The sequence below is a fragment of the Streptococcus sp. 3.1 genome, assembly GCF_016648915.1.
Lineage (GTDB): Bacteria > Bacillota > Bacilli > Lactobacillales > Streptococcaceae > Streptococcus > Streptococcus salivarius_E.
Map to the genome: position 1 here is coordinate 1 of NZ_JACLQV010000009.1, position 18268 is coordinate 18268.

Below are 18268 nucleotides of genomic sequence, written 5' to 3' on the forward strand. Positions count from 1 at the left end.
GTTTAATTATTATTTATTAAAATATAGATAAATATCACTTGATTAGTATTTGTTAAGTAGGAGTGTTTAATTCAAACGACCTCATTATAATGGTTGTCACATACATTAAAACAATAAAAAATTTAAAAAAGATTGAAAAATAAAAATAACATGTTATAATTATAGCGTCTATATGAATAGAGAATATTGGTAGTAGTAACTTGAAGCCAACTTGATTGTAATCTTTCAACTCTTTTAGGGAGAGTTTTATACGATTACGTGTTGGTGCTTGGTACTATATGATATGGTATTGGGATAGGGTTATCATACCGATATTTTGATTTGTAAGATAGGGGTAGAGCGTAAGTAAAGGGGACGCTCTTTAAAATGGGGAGAAGTTTTTATGAAATATATGTAAATTAGCAATACTGCTGGATTCAAAAACACTTTTATTAGCAAAGCGTTTTTTCTCCTGCAGTTTTTTTATTTATTAAATAGTGTATTTTTAAATTCGGTGGAGAAGACTAGAAAATCTCAAAACAATTGATATCCTTGGATGATATGACTTAGTTTTCTTGTCTTACTTCTTGAATTTTATACGTAATGATAGTCTTTTTATTGAGACCTTTTTCTTTATCTACTTTACATCATTTGCAAAACAAGACCAATAGCGAGGGCATTCCCTTTAATGCTTTTGGAGAAAGGATAACTCATTTTCCTTTTTATTGGGGATAATAAAGTGATAATGTAGAGTCTTATTTGTCAATATTATATTGATTTCGTATAGGTCATAGGGGGGATCTTACGGGAAAATTAAATATTATGGTTGTCTTTGGGACAAGACCAGAGGCAATTAAGATGGCGCCGTTAATTCTTGAGTTGAAAAACATCAAGAAACCATTAATACTATTACAGTAGTCACAGCTCAACACCGTCAAATGCTTGACCAGGTTTTGGAGACTTTTGAAATAGTTCCTGATTATGATTTGGATATCATGGGAAAAAAATCAATCACTTCAGGAAATTACTTCTAAAATTTTGGCTAATTTTGATCCAGTTGTTAAGAAAGAACAACCTGATTTGGTTTTAGTTCATGGTGATACTACAACAACTTTTGCTGCTGGATTGGTTGCATTTTACAATAAAGTAAGTATTGGTCACGTTGAGGCTGGGCTTAGAACTTATGACAAATATTCACCATATCCAGAGGAAATGAATCGTCAGGTGACGGTTGTGACTAATTCTATCCATCATGCTGTTAAGCTGATAGATCTCGGTATTAGTACTAGGATTATTGGTGGTAAGGTTAAACATTCAACAGATGCCTCTATTGGAAGTACAGCTCTGGAACAAATCAGACAACTGAATTTTGATTGTGCTTTCATTGGTGCTAATGGAGTTGATGCCAATTATTTCACAACGCCAGATATGGAAGAGGCGGTCATTAAACGAACAGTGATAGCTAATGCGCAAAAAGCCTATGTTCTAGCTGATGCCTCTAAACTTGGTCAGGTTACCTATGCTAAGGTAGCCGAGGTTGAGAAAGTAACCATAATCACAAATGCTTCGGAAGAAGGGCTCCTTAAATAATTAAAAGAGAAAACGAGGGTTATTGAAGTATGATTTATACTGTGACGCTAAACCCATCAATCGACTTCATTGTTCGTATCGACAAGGTAGAGATTGGTGAAGTTAACCGTATAGAGAGTGATGATAAATTCGCTGGCGGTAAGGGTATTAATGTCAGCCGTATTCTACAACGTTTAGGAATTGACAATACTGCTACGGGCTTCATCGGTGGTTTTACAGGACGTTTTGTTACAGACAGTTTGGATGCTGAAGGTATTAAAACTACTTAGAATGGTGAGGCTGTAATGGTATTAGGAAAAGTAAGTGATTTTTTAATCAAGCATCAAAGATTGTTAACGTACTTAAGTACTTTTGCTGCGTTAATGTTATTAATGCGCTTAGTGTATGATGATGTTTTGGTTGACCATGATAATCCCATCGTTTTAGCAATCTTTATAGGAATACTAGTTCTTTGGACCCTAGCATCTTACCTTAATCGAAGACAGCATATGCTATCCCACTTTATCTTACAGAGTTCGAAACTTATTAACGTCTATGCTGTAGACTTAGATTATCGTTTTATTGCGGTTAATAAGAATAATATTCGGCTCATGGAAGAAATCTTTTATTTCACTCCCAAAATTGGTGACTTTCCAATGAATTATCTTAATAGTGAAGATGCTGCGCGTTTAAAAGCAAATGTTGATCGTGCGAAAAAGGGTGAAACATTTATATTTATGGATACTATTAAGACAGGCGACAAAACGCTTTACTGGCAAAATATGTATTCTCCCATTTATAACAATCGCCAAAAAGTGATTGGTGTTTTTTGTTTTGTTCTTGATGTTACAGAGCAGAGACTTCATGAACTTGAAATACAGAGGATGGCATACGAAGATGTTTTAACACGGGTTCATAATCGACGATATATTGAGCTTGCTTTTGAGGAATGTCTGACACGTAAAGAAGAACAAATTACGGTTATTATATCTGATTTGGATAAATTCAAGGAAGCAAATGATACCTTTGGACATGCTACGGGAGATAAGATTCTAATTGAATTTGGTGATATTTTAACGAAGATAATGCCTGAAAGTGCTGTAATAGCAAGGTTAGGTGGAGATGAATTTGCGGTTTTACTCCCTGGAGTTTCTGAAAATCAAGCTGAATTTTTAATAAAACTTGTTCAAGCAGAAATGACTCTCAAAGATATGGGGATTACAGCATCTTTAGGTGCTTATACGGACTCTTATCAATCACATAAAAACTTCGTTGATTTTTTTGCAATAGCTGATAAGAAAATGTACGAAATTAAAAGTCAGAAAGGAGAACGTCGATGATGTTTCAAGATGTTGTTATTGTCATTCCTGCCTATGAACCTGATGACCGTTTGTTAGAACTTTTGAAAAATATTCGGGATAAGGAAAATCAAATGTTTGACATTATTCTAGTCGATGACGGTAGTGGAGCTGATTTTGCACCGTTATTTGCAATAGCGCAGAGTAACTATGCATGTCATTTACAAAGACATGCTGATAATAAAGGAAAAGGTCGTGCTTTAAAAACGGCTATTTCATATACTTTGGACAATTTCCCTAATGCCAAAGGAATTGTGACGATTGATTCTGATGGTCAACACACCTACGAAGACATGATGAAATGTTTGGCTGAATTTTTGCAACATCCTGATAGTTTGGTGCTGGGTGTTAGAACATTTGAAAAATCTGTTCCTTTACGTAGTAAATTTGGAAATTTATTGACAAGAGACGTCTTGGGGGCTATGACAGGTGTGCACGTTTCTGATACGCAAACGGGACTTCGTGTGATTCCTATGTCATGGTTGCCAAAACTCTTAACCGTGGAGGGTGAACGGTATGAATTTGAGATGAATATGTTACTTGAGGCAAAAGAGGACAATATTCTGATTTGTGAAGTTGGCATTGCAACGATTTATTTGGATGAAAATCAGTCGTCGCATTTTGATGCGATTCGTGACTCGATTAGAATTTACAAGGTTTTCTTCAAGTACATTTTTTCATCATTGTTTTCCTTCTTGGTTGATATTGTTGCTTTTACGATTTTAATTTCTTTGTTTAATGGATTGAGTTTTAGTGCGGTGACGTTAGCTTCGATTTTAGCGCGTGTGATATCATCTGTTGTTAATTTCACCCTGAATCATAAGGTGGTCTTTAAACAAGGTCAATCAAATAGTGCGATAAAATACTTCACTTTGGTGGTAGTACAGATTGTTTTGTCAAGTTTATTGGTAACAGTTCTAGGAAATGCCTTGACGACGCTGCCAATTTCATTGGTGAAGATTTTAGTTGACGGTACACTTTTCATTGTCAGTTATTTTGTGCAAAAACATTTGATTTTTAGTGGAGGTGAGAATGAAGACTAGTAAGAGGATACTCTATTTCGTTGCATTTGTAACGACTGCCTTTTATTTAACTTGGCGTTTGGTGGCGACTATTCCGTGGCATGATTCATGGTTTGCGCTGATCTTTGGGATTTTATTGTGGGGAAGTGAGGTAGTTTCAGCCATTACAGGCTACATTCTCATTTGGAATAAGCAAAAGGACTTTGAGCTTGAAAAGCCTGAGATTGCTAAGGATCGTTACCCAGATGTGGATGTTTTGATTGCAACGCATAATGAGGATCCAGAGTTGCTTTATAAGACGATTAATGCCTGCACTTTTATGGAATATCCTGATAAGTCTAAGGTGCATATCTACGTCTGTGATGATACCAATCGTCTAGAAGTTGCCAAATTGGCTGATGAGCTTGGTGTTGGTTATTTTGGTTTGGCGGATAATAAAGATGCCAAATCAGGAAACTACAATAATGCTTTACGTCAGACGTCATCACCTTTGGTGGCGACATTTGATGCGGATATGATTCCTTATCGTGAATTCCTGTTGGAAACTGTGCCTTATTTTGTTGAACAAGTTGAGGCTTATGAAAATGGTGACGATTATGATAAGTCAAAAGTTGGTTTGATTCAAACGCCACAAAGTTTTTACAATGCTGATATTTTCCAATTTAACTTGTTTTCAGAATCAACCTTACCAAACGAACAAGATTTCTTTTCCAAAGAAATTAATGTTTGCAATAATTCGCACGGTGCAGCGGTTTATACGGGGTCTAATACGCTTATTTTCCGCAAGGCGATTGAAGATGTTGGTGGTTTTCCGACAGATACCATTACGGAGGATTTCGAGCTAGGTGTTCGGATGAATGCGGCTGGTTATGTAAATTATTCGACGAAAAGTCCAATGGCTAGCGGGTTAACGCCAACAGATTTGAAGAGTGTCCTCAAACAGCGCGCGCGCTGGGGACGTGGCGTTATTCGCAGTAGCTACAATATGAATATCTTCTTTAATCCCAAATTGACAAAGGGGCAAAGAATTATTTATATTAATGGCTATCTTTATTGGTGGTCTTTCTTTAGACGGTTATTGTATATCTTGGCACCGATTTTATATACAGTTTTCCATGTGCGTGTGGTGGTGTCAAATATCTGGCTACTGTTCCTATTCTGGTTGCCAAGTTACGCATTGACACACTTGTCAATGCGAGAAGTCTCAAAACAATACCGAACACAGGTTTGGGGAGAAATTGTGGAAACGATTTTTGCTCCGTATTTGTTTATTCCCATGATGTTGGAGTCCTTTGGCATTAGCGATAAAAAATTTAAGGTGACACGTAAGGGAAATGATACGTCGTGGACGTTGTACCTTTATGCGCTTCCTTATCTTGTTTTATGGGGATTAGCCGTTTATGGTTTGGTGACTTTTAACTATGGAAAATTTGGTTCAGAGCTTTTTTATGGAAGTATTATCAGTTTTTGGTTGATTTATCATATCATCAATTTGACCTTTGCGATTTTCTGTGCGCTTGGTCGTCCGATTTATCGCTCAAGTGAGCGTTTTACTGTTGATGAAGCTATGGTTATTGAGGTTGATGATGATTCTTACCAAGTGAGAGTCTGTGATATTTCAGAAACGGGGATTTCATTCTATACGGATTTACCATTGTATTTGCCAAAAGAAAAAGAACTGACGCTTAATTTGCAATCACGTGATTACCATGCGAGGGTAAAAGGTCATGTTGTTCGTGTTTTTGCGATTGATAATGGTTGGCGCTACGGCGTTCAATTTTCAGAAATTCCTGAAGCTGATAAGCGCGAATTTTATCAGTACATTTATGACCGCATTAATCACAATCTTCCGAAGGAAAAAGACCCTTGGATGACAACATGGGATGATTTATTTGAGAACTTTAGTCAACGTTTCCAAAATAATGAACGTCCTGTTTCAGCCTATGACCAAGTAGCTTTTCCGAAAGTTCGTGTTAATGAAGAGGTTCAGGTTGCTGGAAAAAAATGCCAGCTTAGAAAGACAGATTATTATTACATGACATTTTCTGGAAAATTGACAAATCCTAAAAAAGAACCGAATGTCGCATTTACCTACAAAGATTTGCCAATTCAGTTGACTTTTGTGTCCTATGATATTGATAGAGACGAATCGCTTTATCGAGTTACCAATTTAGCGGATTTGGATAGCTTACCTGCTTTTAAAGCCTTAGCAAATGAATGGAGAGGGAGAGTATGATTAGTATTGCTAGATTACTGTTGTTCTTTGTGATTACCATGGGGTATAATGCCTTTTTCCGTAATACTGTGAAGATGAATCGCAGTCTAACATGGGTGTTTACATTTTCAGTCATTACATTGGTATTGTACCTTGGTAGTTTGTTAGGCTTTATGTTGCAAACCGTGTATGCCATTTCTGTTTTGGGCTGTCTTTTGAGTCTTTATTATCTTTGGGCGGTATGGAAAAAGAAATATCGCTTTAGGAGACTTGATTATATTGCGCTTGGAATGATGGCTTATTTGCTTTTGTTTGGAATAACGCTCTGGCATTCACCGCTTTTACATTATGATAATTTTACGCATTGGGCAACGATTGTAAAATTTTTCCATATCAATAATGCTTTGCCAACACAGCAGGATACGATTATTAGTTATTATACCTATCCTGTTGGAAGTTCACTTTTCATTTATTTTTTCACGACTATCGTAGGCTTTTCAGAAGGTAGTATGTTGGTCGGGCAATTCTTCTTGATTGCTTCCAGTCTTTATGCCATGTTTGCGGCACTTCGTGATGATCGACGTGTCTTAATGGTTAGCATGATTTTTGCTTCGTTTGCTGTTTTTAATACGTTCAACGTTGCTATTCGATTAAATAATTTGCTGGTTGATTTTCTGCTTCCGGCCTTGGCCTTGGCAGCCATAGCAGGTTGTTTTGTCTATCGTAATCGTTTCTGGCTTTTGTCGCTAAATACGGCGGTAATTCTTGGATTATTAAGTATCGTCAAAGTAAGTGGACTTTTCTTTGTCGCTCTCGTTTTAGTAGTTTATGTGGTTTGTATTGTGCGTTTACTTGTTCGTAAAAGAGCACGTTTAAAAGCACTAGTGCTGCTCATAATGACCTTGCTAGTCAGCTGTCTTCCTTTTGTTATTTGGCAAAAGCATGTGACGGATAATTTCCCAAATGCCTCAAGTGCCAAGCATGCGGTGTCCATGTCAGAACTTGATCAGGTATTGACTGGAAATCTGTCAGGCGACCCACAAAAAATTATCACTCTTTTTGTCAAATCGGTGTTTACGTTTGACAGTTTGGCAAGCAATGGAATTTTGATAATCAATCTGATTATGCTGATTGCCTTTATTGTGATTGGCATTCGTTTGAAATATAAGAAATTTGTCTTGTTGACTTGGGGATTTGTTGATATTTCGATTGTGACTTACTATATTGGCATTTTACTCATGTATCTGACAGCAATGCCGACTGATGAAGCGTTAGAATTAGCAGGATTTGAGCGCTATGCTTCGAGCATCGTTATCTTTGCTTTTGGTTGTTTGACCATGGCTTTAGCATGGGTAATGGACAAGTGTCTGTATGAAAAAATCATTAGTAAACGTAATGCTAGGTCTTACAAGAGCTTATTTAATAAACACTTGTACCAATACGCGAGCCTTGTTTTGACAGTTTATGCCATTGGAATGTTCTTGTCAGAAAATAATAGCATTGTTTACAATAACAATCAGGAAACAAACAAGGTCGTAAAAGAAATTCATCAGTTTACTGGAAGTCAGAGTAATTCGTCAACGGATAGAATTTTGGTTGTAACAGCAGATAAGGAGAATGTAGATAATTATTTTGTCCAATATGCTAGTCGTTATTATCTGTGGGATGTCAATGTTGATGCCAGAGAAAATTTTGTGTCGGTTGACCAAGAATTTTTAGATTTAATGGCATCATACAGCGACAGCGCAACAAGTTATTACCTCAGCAATGAAAATATCGATACTAGAGATGGTTCCAATTTAACAGACGATGACTTTATTGCACTCTTAAAAACGTATGACGAAGTCTTGATTTTAGATGACCATTATACGTTTAATGCCTTGACGAAAAAACTATTTGGTCGGACATATTCCCCAGGATTGTATAAAGTATCAGATATTCTTGCTGGAAAAGGGTAAGTTTTCTAGCTTTATCAAGCATAAGTCTTGATATTTCAAATAAAATATTCTATTACAACAAAAAATATGTAGAAGGAGGCGGAGTTTGTGACTTCGCCTCTTGTGGTGCTCAAAAGACTTTCTTGAACATTGGAGAGGAAGCTAAGATAAATCCGTTTGAATTATCTGCTCTAATCATCACACAAAGCGAGGTCCTTAAAGGATGCAATCCACGTTCCACACACTCAACACTAGTATAGAAAGATCTCATATCCACAAAAGCAATATTTTGCACTTGATGAAAAGTAATCTTTGTCAATAGATTCATCCAAAACAATAAACCGTTGTTGTTCTAATATCGATTTTGAATCTTCTTGAATCTTACCTCTTTGTAAAGCTATAAAAATAGCAGCAATATTGTTCCCTTGATTACCATCACGATGGCAAATACCTTTTAAGTGACAACCCAAGTATAGATACTTTTTTATACCAAATTTCATTCAGGTGTATTTTCTGTTTTTAGTTCATTTTATCTTCTTCAAAGTGACCAACACCGTCTTCAACAACAAATATACAAGTCACATCAATACTTTCCCCTTCTTCACTATAATAATTACCGCGTATTTCATAGATTCCATCAGAAAATGAGCCTTTGGGCAAAGATAAGAGTTTCGTTTTAAAATAATCAATATGCTCTCTCGAAAATGACTTGCTAGCGTTAGGATCAAGAGAAGCAAAAATACAATCCAAATGAAGACTCACTGCTTTACTCTTCATTAAATTTTTAGGTCTAATATTATAAAAGCCAGCCGCTTCAAAGTCTCCATTATCACGATTCCTGACTGCCTGTGAAAGAATAGTAGCGTAGATTTTTTCTCTAGATACTGGCTCAAACTTATAACTATAATCAAACGTCACTTGTCTGTCAAATAGTTTATTAATTTTATTGGCAACATCTTTTTTGATTTCATCTTCTTCTCGTTGAAAACCTGGTCTCATTTTATAAACATCTAACAAGAAGCTAAACTCGTTAAATTTGACAGTATCAAACAAGTCTTTTTCTTTGTCATTGAGCAATGCTTCGATCTTTGTAGATAACGGAGGATAAAAATCTGAAATATGCTCCCCATTATATTCTCGTATATCTGCTCTCAGATTCTCATCTAAAAAATATCCATCAGAAAATCTCTCAGTATAATTCACTTCAACAACAGTACCGTGAAATGCTTCAATTTCTTTATATGTTCTAATTACTTTTACATTACCTTTAAGACCAAGCGATTTAAATCCTTGTACGACATTATTACTCCACTGATGCCCTTTTCCACAAAAAGTCACTACTACAAAGAAAATTAAACTCACAATGGCAACTATTCCAATAATTGTATATCTTTTCGACTTCATGTCACTGTTGCCTCCCACTATATTAATTTATTTTTCAAGGTCCCCCATTCCATAACTCTTCTAAAATCATTATACTATATACAAACATTTTTCACTCATCCTCTTCAAATGAAAAATTAGATTACTTGAAACTGACTATCAAAAGTGAGATTTAAGTAAAACATCCTAGTCCCACATCCTTATAATTTTCAATTCTACTACTTTTTATTTCGGAAGAATTAGCACCTATCCTCTAACCGTAAAAAAACACTTTGCAAACTGCAAAGCGTTTTCGTTTATACTTTTAACTAGCGTAACTATATAGACTTCACAAGCATAATCAATCTTACAAAATGCTTCTATGCTTCTTATTCTCTAATTAAACCTACTTTGATAAATTAGATTAAACAACCATTGAAGATTGATGAAGGGTTTTGGTTGAACATCAATCACAGGTTGAACAGTTTCTCTAATTTCTTTTTGGACTTTTCGTTGACTATACTTAATCTTATGATAATGTTCATCAAAAGCATCTTGGAGAGAAAAATTACGATTAAACATATAACTTTCACCTGAGTCCGGGTAAAAGACTAGAGTACCATCTGAAAAACCTAATACAGACGATTCTGTTCCTTTTTCTCTAGTTATAGCATACATCCCGTCCTCATCATAGCTAATACCATCTAATTCCGGTGTATAAGCCCAACCCATATTCTCCATCAGCATAATGACGTCTGGTTCTGTCCCCTCCTTATGAGGGATGTGCTGAGCATAATAAACAGAGTTAAATTTTAAATTAATAAAGATAAATAGGCTCATTCCTAAGACTGTATACAGCCCTATAATTAGTCCTACAAAGAGCCCCAAAATATTTCTTTTTTGCATTCCTGTCTTCTCTTTCTTTTTCTCTAATTAAACCTACTTTGATAAATTAAATTAAACAACCACTGAAGATTGATAAAAGGTTTTGTTTGAACCTTCATAATTGGAGAAAAATCTTCCCTAATCTCTTGTTTAATTTTCGATTCATTAACTTGAATTCTTTTTGCTTCTTCTGAAAAATAACTGACGTGATCAAATCTAAACGTACTGTCAAAACCGATAGTCATATTATCCTTATCATATAAAAAGTTTCCTAAGGATTTTGTTAGAAAAGATTTGCTTTTAGTATTTATAATAGCATTTGTTCCATCATTGTCGTATCGAATACCATCAATCTCTGGTGTATAAATCCAGTCCATATTCTCTATCAACATAACGAGATCCGGCTCTGTCCCCTCCTTATGAGGGATATGCTGAGCATAATAAACAGAGTTAAATTTTAAATTAATAAAGATAAATAGGCTCATTCCCAAGATTGTATACAGCCCTATAATTAGTCCTACAAAGAGCCCTAAAATATTTCTTTTTTGCATTGTCATCTTCTCTTTCCTTTTCTACAACCAAACAATCTCTTGATCGGATTAACAACAAACCATTGTACACTATTTTTAACAAGTCTCATAATTTAAGGATTGGTAGCTTTGTAACTGATCTAACATTTTTATGAACAAGAAAAAATCAAGTCTTAACAAATTCCTCCAATACTTCTCCTCACTTTGTTAATCAAGCTAAACATGGTATAATAGTTAAGATTTTTATACTACTTATTTCTGGGCAGAAGTGGGCAGTAAAATTTAAGAAACAGGGGCTAAACCCTTGGTATGAAAGGAATCTAGAAAATATTATGATGAACATGCAAAACATGATGAAGCAAGCTCAAAAGCTTCAGAAACAAATGGAAAAAAGTCAAGCTGAATTGGCTGCTACAACCTTCACTGGAAAATCAGCACAAGACTTGGTCGTTGCTGAATTAACTGGTGACAAAAAAGTAGTTAACATCACTTTCGCTGATGCTGTCGTAGATGCTGATGATGTGGAAACACTCCAAGATATGACTGTTCAAGCACTTAACAATGCTCTTGAACAAATTGACGAAGCGACTAAAAAATCAATGGGTGCCTTTGCAGGTAAATTGCCATTCTAAAAAATGAAAAGGAATCTCACGGTTCCTTTTTCTATATACTCATCTAGCAACTCAGTCATAACATACAAAAGACTTGGACAAGAAATCCAAGTCTTTTTGTGTTAGTCATATAAAAATTTTATTCTTCAACCAAAGCAAGACCTGACTGTGCGTCTTCTTCGTTTGCCAATTTATAGCGATTCTTTTGACCTAAGTAGATACTCGCTGAATCCAATGAACTTTCTAAAGTAGGGTAATTCACATCCTCATTCGCTGTTTGAGTAGGTACAGGTCCTGAGATTAATAGCTCATCATCATTCTTGACATAAATCTGGTATTCCCCAACTTCGCTAGTTTGAGCTAAAATCTCATTCAACAAGTCTGGGTCAAGCGTTTGAGCTACTCCATCAACCACTTGATTAGAGTCCTGCTTATGCTCCGACGAATCCACTACCTCGGTGATAACGATGTAGTCAGGAGTTTCCTCATCTGTAGTCTTAGATTCTTCAGTTTCTGGCTGTTTTTGTCCAGGTGTTTCTTGCTTCTTCGTATCCTGAGCTTGCCCGCCATGATTCTTCAAGTCCTCATCACTAACGGTTTGAACCTTAGTCATATTGGCATCTAAATCAAGTTTAGGAGTTTCTTTGACGTCAGCCGAGGCCCCACTGGTACCCATGAATAGAGCCAGAGTCCCCAAAGTAGCAATCAAGCTGATTATTGCTTTGCCGATAAAACCATTATCTTTGTTCTTAATCATAAATCCCTCACTATTTATTTGGTTAGCTCTAACTGGCTAACAAGGCGTCCTATTTACTGCTGTAGGAGGTAAAAGGTTGGTTGGCTGTTTGACCAACCTTTCACCCAGATAACAATCTTAGCATGCAACCCCCTTGATTTCAAGTGTTTCTTTAATTTTTAAGCATTTTAAATAAATGACAACTTCATGTCTTAAAATTGATGCTAATCTATTATCAGATTAGCTTTTTTACGTTATGCAAATGGTAATTTCTTTAAGTAGTACTTAGGGAAATAATAGTTGTTTTTTAGAAGGATTCTTCAGAAAGCACTTTTGCTGACTTATCTCCAAAAAAATTTATCGGATAAGAAAATTTTGTCAAAACACTTTAAATGTAACTATAAAAAAGAATTCTTGAGACAGGAAGTCGAATTCTAAATATCCTAAAATAAGATTAGGAACTAGAATTCCTCTATTAGTCAAAAGAATGCCACAACAAAAGGATTTAAGGGTAACTTTATGGAATACCCCATAATAAATAACTAATCCCAAAGATACACATCTCTCATTTAGATATATATTTTTAAGGTGTTTATAACTTCTTTAAAAATAACTAACACACAAAAAAATCATTACGAAAAGCCCTCTATTTCCCCATAAATAACTTTCCCCATATAGAAAATGTATCCTCCAAATTCAAAAAAATGTCCGTATTCTGGATACTTCATTGCTAGAAACTATGAAAAAACTCTTTATCTATCATCAACTTTGACGGAAAACTAGATCCCCTTTGGCACCCCTATGATGAAGTATTTACCGACCTAAACTCTCCGATAATTATGGAAATTGAAAAAAATAGTATATCCACTCCGTAAAAGACTAAAAATAACCTAACTTTATAACTATTTCACCAAATCTTCACCTTACTCAAAGCTCATTTGAAATAGTATTTTCTCATATGTAAGCGCTTCGTCCACATTTCTGTCACATGTAAGAAGAACTTCTCCACTTTTAAACCTTTTTTTCCCTCAAAACCTAGATATTCCAAGGAAAATCCGTTACAATAGAGTACGGAAAGATAGGTAATTATCAGCATCATTATTTTCGTATGAAAGGGAAATTCATGGCTTATATTCAAATGAAGCATAGCTATAAACGCTATAAAACCGGTGATCTGGAAATTATCGCAAACAACGACGTAAGCTTTGATATCGAAAAAGGGGAGCTTGTCGTTATTCTTGGTGCCTCTGGCGCTGGGAAATCAACCGTTCTTAACATCTTGGGTGGTATGGACACCAATGACGAAGGCCGCGTCATTATTGATGGTAAGGATATCTCTGAATACACAGCCAAAGAACTTACAACCTATCGTCGTGAGGACGTTGGCTTTGTGTTCCAATTTTACAACTTAGTTTCTAACCTTACGGCTAGGGAAAACGTCGAACTAGCATCTGAAATCGTTCCAAACGCTAAAGATGCTACTCAAACACTCGTCGAAGTCGGTTTGGGAGACCGCTTAGACAACTTCCCATCACAACTATCTGGTGGGGAGCAACAACGTGTCGCTATTGCACGCGCCGTTGCCAAAAATCCAAAGATTCTTCTTTGTGATGAACCAACAGGGGCTCTGGATTATCAAACAGGAAAACAAATCCTGACCCTCCTTCAAGAAATGGCTCGCAAACAGGGAACAACTGTTATTATCGTGACCCATAATGCTTCTCTAGCTCCAATTGCCGATCGTGTCATTCGAATGCACGATGCCAAGATTAAGAGTGTGGAACTTAATCCTAATCCACAAAAAATCGAGGACTTGGAATACTAGAAAGGAGCAACGTCATGAAAAAAACAACTTATTGGAAAGATGTTTGGCGAACCTTTGTAGCTTCTAAAGGGCGTATGCTCTCTATTGCCTTACTTATGGCACTGGGATCCTTTGCCTTGATTGGTCTTAAAGTAACTTCTCCTAATATGAAGAAAACTGGGGAACACTTCTTCAAGACGCATCAAACAGCTGACTTGAGCTTAATCAGTACTTACAGTATCAACCAAACCGATCAGGACCTTCTCAATACAATAAAAAAGAAGAATGTAGACATCGAGTATGGTTATTTCAAAGATGCTGTCGTCAAGGGGACGAATACGGCATTTCGTATCTTCTCTAAACCTAAGAAAATCTCCACTTACGACCTTATTGAGGGGAAACTTCCTACCAAGGACGGGGAAATCGCTCTTTCCTCAACTTATAAAGAAGAATATAGCGTCGGAGATAAGATTAACTTTTCTGAGCCAGTAGATAGCTCAGGGCAAAAGCAGTTAAAGGAACAAACATATACCATTACTGGTTTTGTTAATTCCTCTGAACTTCTCTCTAGGAACCGTCTTGGTAATGCCAGCGCTGGTACGGGGAAACTAGATGGCTACGCCATTGTGCCAGAGACGGACTTCACCTCTAATGATTACATGATTGCCCGCATCCGCTACAAGGATTTGGAAAATGTTAGTCCTTTTAGTGAGGAATACGCAAATAAGATTTCTGAACGAAAGGCTGAACTTAAGAAACTCTTTAAAGATGAACCTGAGAAACGCCTAACTGAGATCAAGTCTCAGTCTCAAGCTCAAATTACTCAAGCTAAACAAGAACTTGAAACAGCCATCGCACAGACCCAGCAAATGGCTACAAGCAACGCTGCTGAAGCTACTAGTGTCAAAGAAGCTACTACCAAGATTGAAGCCAAGCAAAAAGAACTCGAAGAAAGTCAAGCAATGGTCGATAATTTACCAGCGCCTAGCTATCAATTCTACTCTCGTCGAGAGATTCCGGGTTCTGAGGGATATGTTGCTTATGAAAGTAATATTAACATCATTCACGATGTGAGTAACATCTTCCCTGTCGCTCTCTACTTTATGGCAGCTTTGGTTACCTTTGTAACCATGGGACGCTTTGTTGAAGAAGAGCGTGGTAAGGCTGGTATTTTCAACGCCCTAGGCTACAGTAATTCGCGAATTATCCATAAATTCGTCATTTATGGCTTGATAACGAGTATTACTGGTACAACCGCAGGTGTTATTACCGGTCATACACTACTTCCGATTCTAATTCACAACACTTATAAGAGCGATTTGCAGCTTCCTGCTTTTGAATTGCACTTCTACTTAGGACTTACCCTTGTGGCCTTCCTTTTAGGTCTCTTATCTGCTGTGCTACCTGCCTTTGTGGTTGCCAAGAAAGAGCTCTGGGAAAAGCCTTCCCAACTCCTCCTTCCAAAACCACCTCGAGCAGGAGCTAAGATTGTCCTAGAGCGCATCACACCGCTTTGGAATCGTCTCAGCTTTACGGAAAAAGTTACCATGCGTAATATTTTCCGCTATAAGCAACGGATGTTTATGACCCTCTTTGGTGTCGCAGGTTCTATTGCACTTCTCTTTGCAGGTTTAGGAATTCGATCTTCTGTATCTAACCTTAACCAGCAACAGTTTGAAGACATCATTCACTATGATATGATTGTTGCCAAGCAACCAAATGCGTCAAGTGCTCTGGATGAGGAACTCACTAAACTCCTCGATAGCAAAGACGTCAAAGAATACTTGAATGTCCATTTTGAAACCTTGCAAAAAATTGCCGGTACCAATAAGGACACCCAAGAAATCTCAACTCTTGTCTTTAACGACCGTGACGAAAAACTCATTGACAGTTACGTTAGCTTACATGACCGAGACCGCAATAAGACTCTCAGGCTATCTAATGACGGAGCAATTATCTCTGAAAAAATGGCAAAACTTCTAAACCTCAAGGTCGGAGATACCATTACTGTGCAAAACAGTCAGGATGAATCTGTCAAGATTAAGATAGCTGGTATCACTGAAATGTACATGGGGCATTTCCTCTTTATGAATGCTAGCTACTACCAAAAAGCTTTCGGGACACCTTCAGTGAACAACGCCAACCTTGTTACTCTCGCTGAACCAACTAAGCAAAATGTTGAAAATATGGCAGCCAAATTCATCAACTTGCCAGATGTTTACGGTGTTGTTCAAAACAACAACCTTAAACTGCAAATCAGCACTATGGTCAATTCATTGACACAGGTTATTGGTATTTTGATTACGGTTTCCATTCTCCTTGCTGTGGTTGTTCTCTATAACCTAACTAACATCAACGTTTCAGAACGTATCCACGAACTTTCAACCGTTAAGGTTCTTGGTTTCTACAATAATGAAGTATCCCTCTACATCTATCGTGAAACTATTTACCTGTCTATCATCGGTATCTTCGTAGGGTTTGGTCTTGGACAAGCACTCCACCAATATATGGTAAGCATCATTCCGCCAGATCGTATCATGTTTGATCCATCTATCGGTTTGGCTACCTACCTTCTACCAGCTGTTCTTATCGGCTTCATTCTTATTATCCTTGGCTTCGTTGTTAATAACCGCCTTGCCAAACTAAATATGCTCGAAGCTCTAAGTTCAGTTGAATAAGCTAAAAACGCCTGAGAAGCAATTCTCAAGCGTTTTTATATTCGATAAATTTATTTCGTTTTAGTCTTAGCCAACTCCAAACAGTAGGTCTTTACATGACAATGAGGACAAGTCAGTTTACGAGTCCTAGGAGTATGCCCTGCAAGAGCAAACTCTTTAAAACTAGGGTCAAAGGTCCTATGACAATTAGGACAGAGGTATTCGAACTGCTTTCTATAGTGAAACACCACTAAATTTGTGGCTATGATAAATGCGGGGCAGACAACAAACAAACCTCTAGGATCCTTAAAATAATAAATGACTATCAGTAGGGCTATGATATAAAGAAGACTCGCTAGAATGATGCTCCCATACATTCTCAACTGCAAATTTCGCCATGATTTTTGATTTTCCATAAGACGTGAAATGTCTGACAAATCTTCCAACGAAAGTTGACGCCACTTAGCAGTTGCTTTTTGCAAGTGATGTGCACGTTTTAGTTTGACCTCTATTTCCTTCGAAGACTTTTCCAAACTCTCGATTTGGTCTGTCAACAAAAGCTCTAAAACCTGTTCCCTATTCTCTTCTTGCAAGAGTTTCTTGATTTGTTTGATTGAGAAGTCCAAATCTCTTAAGAAACAAATGACTTGCAGGCGTTCCAAGTCTGATTCGTGATAAATTCTCCGACCACCTTCTGTGACTTCAGACGGCGTCAAGATACCTCGTTGATCATAGTACTGGACAGTCCTAACAGACACCTCTGCTGCTTTAGCCAACTCTCCTGTTGAAAACTGCGACATCTCAGTCACCTCCTTTTAAGATTTTCCATCAAAGGAGGACCTTGGCCACCCTTGATACCTAGATTCTACCTTATAACGCAAGGTGACGAGCAAGCCCTAACCCTAAAGGATTTTCACTTCTTACAGAAAAAGTTAGCCATCACTCTTTACAGCCTTTACAGCTCTTGTAAAGCTTTAGTCGAAAAGGCTACCCAAACCTAAGGCAGCAAAAGGATTGTTACTGACTTCTTCCTGTTGCTCCAAAAGTTTGGCATTCTCATCTAATTCGAGAAACTTCTCGTAAATCTGTGCAGTCATCCGAGCATCCTCCAAGCTGTTATGACCGTGTCCCTTGATTCCAAAGAAATCTGCGACACTGGTTAGCTTGAGGTTGACAATACCATTCAAATCCGAAGCACGACGGTCAAAGGCCTCATCGAAAACATCTAAAGCATATTGCTCTTCCAAGTCTAAACCATTTTCAGCTAGAATAGGCAAATCTGATTTAAGAGCATTGTAGCCAATAAGTGGAGTGTCACCAACAAATGATTTAAAATCCGCCAGAACAGACTCTAGCTTTGGTGCCTTGGCAATCTTATCCGCTGTAATTCCAGTCAAACCATTGATAAAGGATTGCAAAGGAACATCCGAATAGACGAAAGAATCAAACTGGTCCACTTCCTCATGCTGATTCAGCTTAACGGCCGATACTTGGATAATATGGCTAACCCCATCCACCGTGTTAAACTCCAAATCAAAGGCAATATAAGTTTCTAAATTTTCCATTTTAATCTCCTACAATAGTTAAAGCTGAGACTGAGTCC

Annotated in this window: 15 protein-coding genes and 2 pseudogenes; 9 read left to right on the forward strand and 8 right to left on the reverse strand. The window is 37.0% G+C overall.

Going from position 1 to position 18268, the window contains the following annotated elements:
- The first annotated feature begins 960 nt into the window (after positions 1-960).
- From H7U02_RS06335 to H7U02_RS06360, 6 genes and pseudogenes are all read left to right on the forward strand, one after another.
- Positions 961-1569 (forward strand): DeoR/GlpR family DNA-binding transcription regulator, encoded by a 609-nt coding sequence (locus H7U02_RS06335; protein ID WP_173017848.1) that lies wholly within the window; start codon positions 961-963, stop codon positions 1567-1569.
- Between the two features lie 29 nt (positions 1570-1598).
- Positions 1599-1832 (forward strand): annotated as a pseudogene (locus H7U02_RS06340) (PfkB family carbohydrate kinase); the annotation flags it as partial.
- A 21-nt stretch (positions 1833-1853) separates the two neighbouring features.
- Positions 1854-2888 carry a GGDEF domain-containing protein gene (locus H7U02_RS06345; RefSeq protein ID WP_110981276.1) on the forward strand — a complete coding sequence of 345 codons (1035 nt, stop codon included), beginning with the start codon at positions 1854-1856 and terminating at the stop codon, positions 2886-2888.
- Entirely contained in the window at positions 2885-3949 is a 1065-nt protein-coding gene (locus H7U02_RS06350) for a bifunctional glycosyltransferase family 2/GtrA family protein (RefSeq protein ID WP_110981275.1), read from the forward strand. The genes H7U02_RS06345 and H7U02_RS06350 overlap by 4 nt, the downstream gene beginning before the upstream one ends.
- The gene (locus H7U02_RS06355; RefSeq protein ID WP_110981274.1) at positions 3939-6164 is read left to right on the forward strand and encodes a glycosyltransferase family 2 protein; all 2226 of its coding nucleotides are present in this window, start codon (positions 3939-3941) and stop codon (positions 6162-6164) included. The genes H7U02_RS06350 and H7U02_RS06355 overlap by 11 nt, the downstream gene beginning before the upstream one ends.
- A complete protein-coding gene (locus tag H7U02_RS06360; protein ID WP_110981273.1) occupies positions 6161-8101 on the forward strand; it encodes a hypothetical protein in 1941 nt (646 codons plus the stop codon). Before H7U02_RS06355 ends, H7U02_RS06360 begins: the two co-directional genes overlap by 4 nt.
- 112 nt (positions 8102-8213) lie before the next feature.
- Here H7U02_RS06360 and H7U02_RS06365 read toward each other — a convergent pair.
- From H7U02_RS06365 to H7U02_RS06385, 5 genes and pseudogenes are all read right to left on the reverse strand, one after another.
- A pseudogene (locus tag H7U02_RS06365) lies at positions 8214-8408 on the reverse strand (hypothetical protein); the annotation flags it as partial.
- The gene (locus tag H7U02_RS06370; protein ID WP_181419176.1) at positions 8332-8580 is read right to left on the reverse strand and encodes a hypothetical protein; all 249 of its coding nucleotides are present in this window, start codon (positions 8578-8580) and stop codon (positions 8332-8334) included. The pseudogene H7U02_RS06365 and the gene H7U02_RS06370, both read right to left, overlap by 77 nt.
- 19 nt (positions 8581-8599) lie before the next feature.
- The gene (locus H7U02_RS06375; RefSeq protein ID WP_110981272.1) at positions 8600-9484 is read right to left on the reverse strand and encodes a hypothetical protein; all 885 of its coding nucleotides are present in this window, start codon (positions 9482-9484) and stop codon (positions 8600-8602) included.
- 354 nt (positions 9485-9838) lie between these two features.
- Entirely contained in the window at positions 9839-10348 is a 510-nt protein-coding gene (locus H7U02_RS06380) for a hypothetical protein (RefSeq protein ID WP_110981271.1), read from the reverse strand.
- 23 nt (positions 10349-10371) lie between these two features.
- Positions 10372-10878, reverse strand: coding sequence for a hypothetical protein (locus H7U02_RS06385; RefSeq protein WP_073689591.1), 507 nt, complete (start codon positions 10876-10878; stop codon positions 10372-10374).
- Positions 10879-11189: 311 nt separating this feature from the next.
- Between H7U02_RS06385 and H7U02_RS06390 the strand changes: the two genes are divergently transcribed.
- The gene (locus tag H7U02_RS06390; RefSeq protein WP_110981270.1) at positions 11190-11489 is read left to right on the forward strand and encodes a YbaB/EbfC family nucleoid-associated protein; all 300 of its coding nucleotides are present in this window, start codon (positions 11190-11192) and stop codon (positions 11487-11489) included.
- Positions 11490-11607: 118 nt separating this feature from the next.
- Here H7U02_RS06390 and H7U02_RS06395 read toward each other — a convergent pair whose 3' ends face one another.
- On the reverse strand, positions 11608-12225 hold the full coding sequence (locus tag H7U02_RS06395; RefSeq protein ID WP_110981269.1) for a hypothetical protein: 618 nt from the start codon (positions 12223-12225) through the stop codon (positions 11608-11610).
- A gap of 1102 nt (positions 12226-13327) precedes the next feature.
- Here H7U02_RS06395 and H7U02_RS06400 point away from each other — a divergent pair.
- Both H7U02_RS06400 and H7U02_RS06405 read left to right on the forward strand, forming a co-directional pair.
- Complete coding sequence (locus H7U02_RS06400; RefSeq protein WP_002884692.1) at positions 13328-14029, forward strand: ABC transporter ATP-binding protein; 702 nt, start codon at positions 13328-13330, stop codon at positions 14027-14029.
- Positions 14030-14043: 14 nt separating this feature from the next.
- A complete protein-coding gene (locus H7U02_RS06405; protein WP_201042975.1) occupies positions 14044-16686 on the forward strand; it encodes an FtsX-like permease family protein in 2643 nt (880 codons plus the stop codon).
- Between the two features lie 50 nt (positions 16687-16736).
- On the opposite strand, the gene H7U02_RS06410 is transcribed toward H7U02_RS06405, so the two are convergent.
- Together H7U02_RS06410 and H7U02_RS06415 are read right to left on the reverse strand one after the other, a co-directional pair.
- Positions 16737-17465 carry a MerR family transcriptional regulator gene (locus H7U02_RS06410; protein ID WP_110981267.1) on the reverse strand — a complete coding sequence of 243 codons (729 nt, stop codon included), beginning with the start codon at positions 17463-17465 and terminating at the stop codon, positions 16737-16739.
- Positions 17466-17639: 174 nt separating this feature from the next.
- A complete protein-coding gene (locus tag H7U02_RS06415; protein ID WP_110981266.1) occupies positions 17640-18230 on the reverse strand; it encodes a 3'-5' exonuclease in 591 nt (196 codons plus the stop codon).
- Between the last annotated feature and the right edge of the window lie 38 nt (positions 18231-18268).

What these genes read in the sequence shown, in the direction of transcription:
- H7U02_RS06415 (WP_110981266.1), bottom strand. Translation starts at nt 18,230, where the DNA reads ATGGAAAATTTAGAAACTTATATTGCCTTTGATTTGGAGTTTAACACG.
- H7U02_RS06360 (WP_110981273.1), top strand. Translation starts at nt 6,161, where the DNA reads ATGATTAGTATTGCTAGATTACTGTTGTTCTTTGTGATTACCATGGGG.
- H7U02_RS06370 (WP_181419176.1), bottom strand. Translation starts at nt 8,580, where the DNA reads ATGAAATTTGGTATAAAAAAGTATCTATACTTGGGTTGTCACTTAAAA.
- H7U02_RS06355 (WP_110981274.1), top strand. Translation starts at nt 3,939, where the DNA reads ATGAAGACTAGTAAGAGGATACTCTATTTCGTTGCATTTGTAACGACT.
- H7U02_RS06395 (WP_110981269.1), bottom strand. Translation starts at nt 12,225, where the DNA reads ATGATTAAGAACAAAGATAATGGTTTTATCGGCAAAGCAATAATCAGC.
- H7U02_RS06375 (WP_110981272.1), bottom strand. Translation starts at nt 9,484, where the DNA reads ATGAAGTCGAAAAGATATACAATTATTGGAATAGTTGCCATTGTGAGT.
- H7U02_RS06410 (WP_110981267.1), bottom strand. Translation starts at nt 17,465, where the DNA reads ATGTCGCAGTTTTCAACAGGAGAGTTGGCTAAAGCAGCAGAGGTGTCT.
- H7U02_RS06405 (WP_201042975.1), top strand. Translation starts at nt 14,044, where the DNA reads ATGAAAAAAACAACTTATTGGAAAGATGTTTGGCGAACCTTTGTAGCT.
- H7U02_RS06390 (WP_110981270.1), top strand. Translation starts at nt 11,190, where the DNA reads ATGATGAACATGCAAAACATGATGAAGCAAGCTCAAAAGCTTCAGAAA.
- H7U02_RS06385 (WP_073689591.1), bottom strand. Translation starts at nt 10,878, where the DNA reads ATGCAAAAAAGAAATATTTTAGGGCTCTTTGTAGGACTAATTATAGGG.
- H7U02_RS06335 (WP_173017848.1), top strand. Translation starts at nt 961, where the DNA reads ATGATTTGGATATCATGGGAAAAAAATCAATCACTTCAGGAAATTACT.
- H7U02_RS06380 (WP_110981271.1), bottom strand. Translation starts at nt 10,348, where the DNA reads ATGCAAAAAAGAAATATTTTGGGGCTCTTTGTAGGACTAATTATAGGG.
- H7U02_RS06400 (WP_002884692.1), top strand. Translation starts at nt 13,328, where the DNA reads ATGGCTTATATTCAAATGAAGCATAGCTATAAACGCTATAAAACCGGT.
- H7U02_RS06350 (WP_110981275.1), top strand. Translation starts at nt 2,885, where the DNA reads ATGATGTTTCAAGATGTTGTTATTGTCATTCCTGCCTATGAACCTGAT.
- H7U02_RS06345 (WP_110981276.1), top strand. Translation starts at nt 1,854, where the DNA reads ATGGTATTAGGAAAAGTAAGTGATTTTTTAATCAAGCATCAAAGATTG.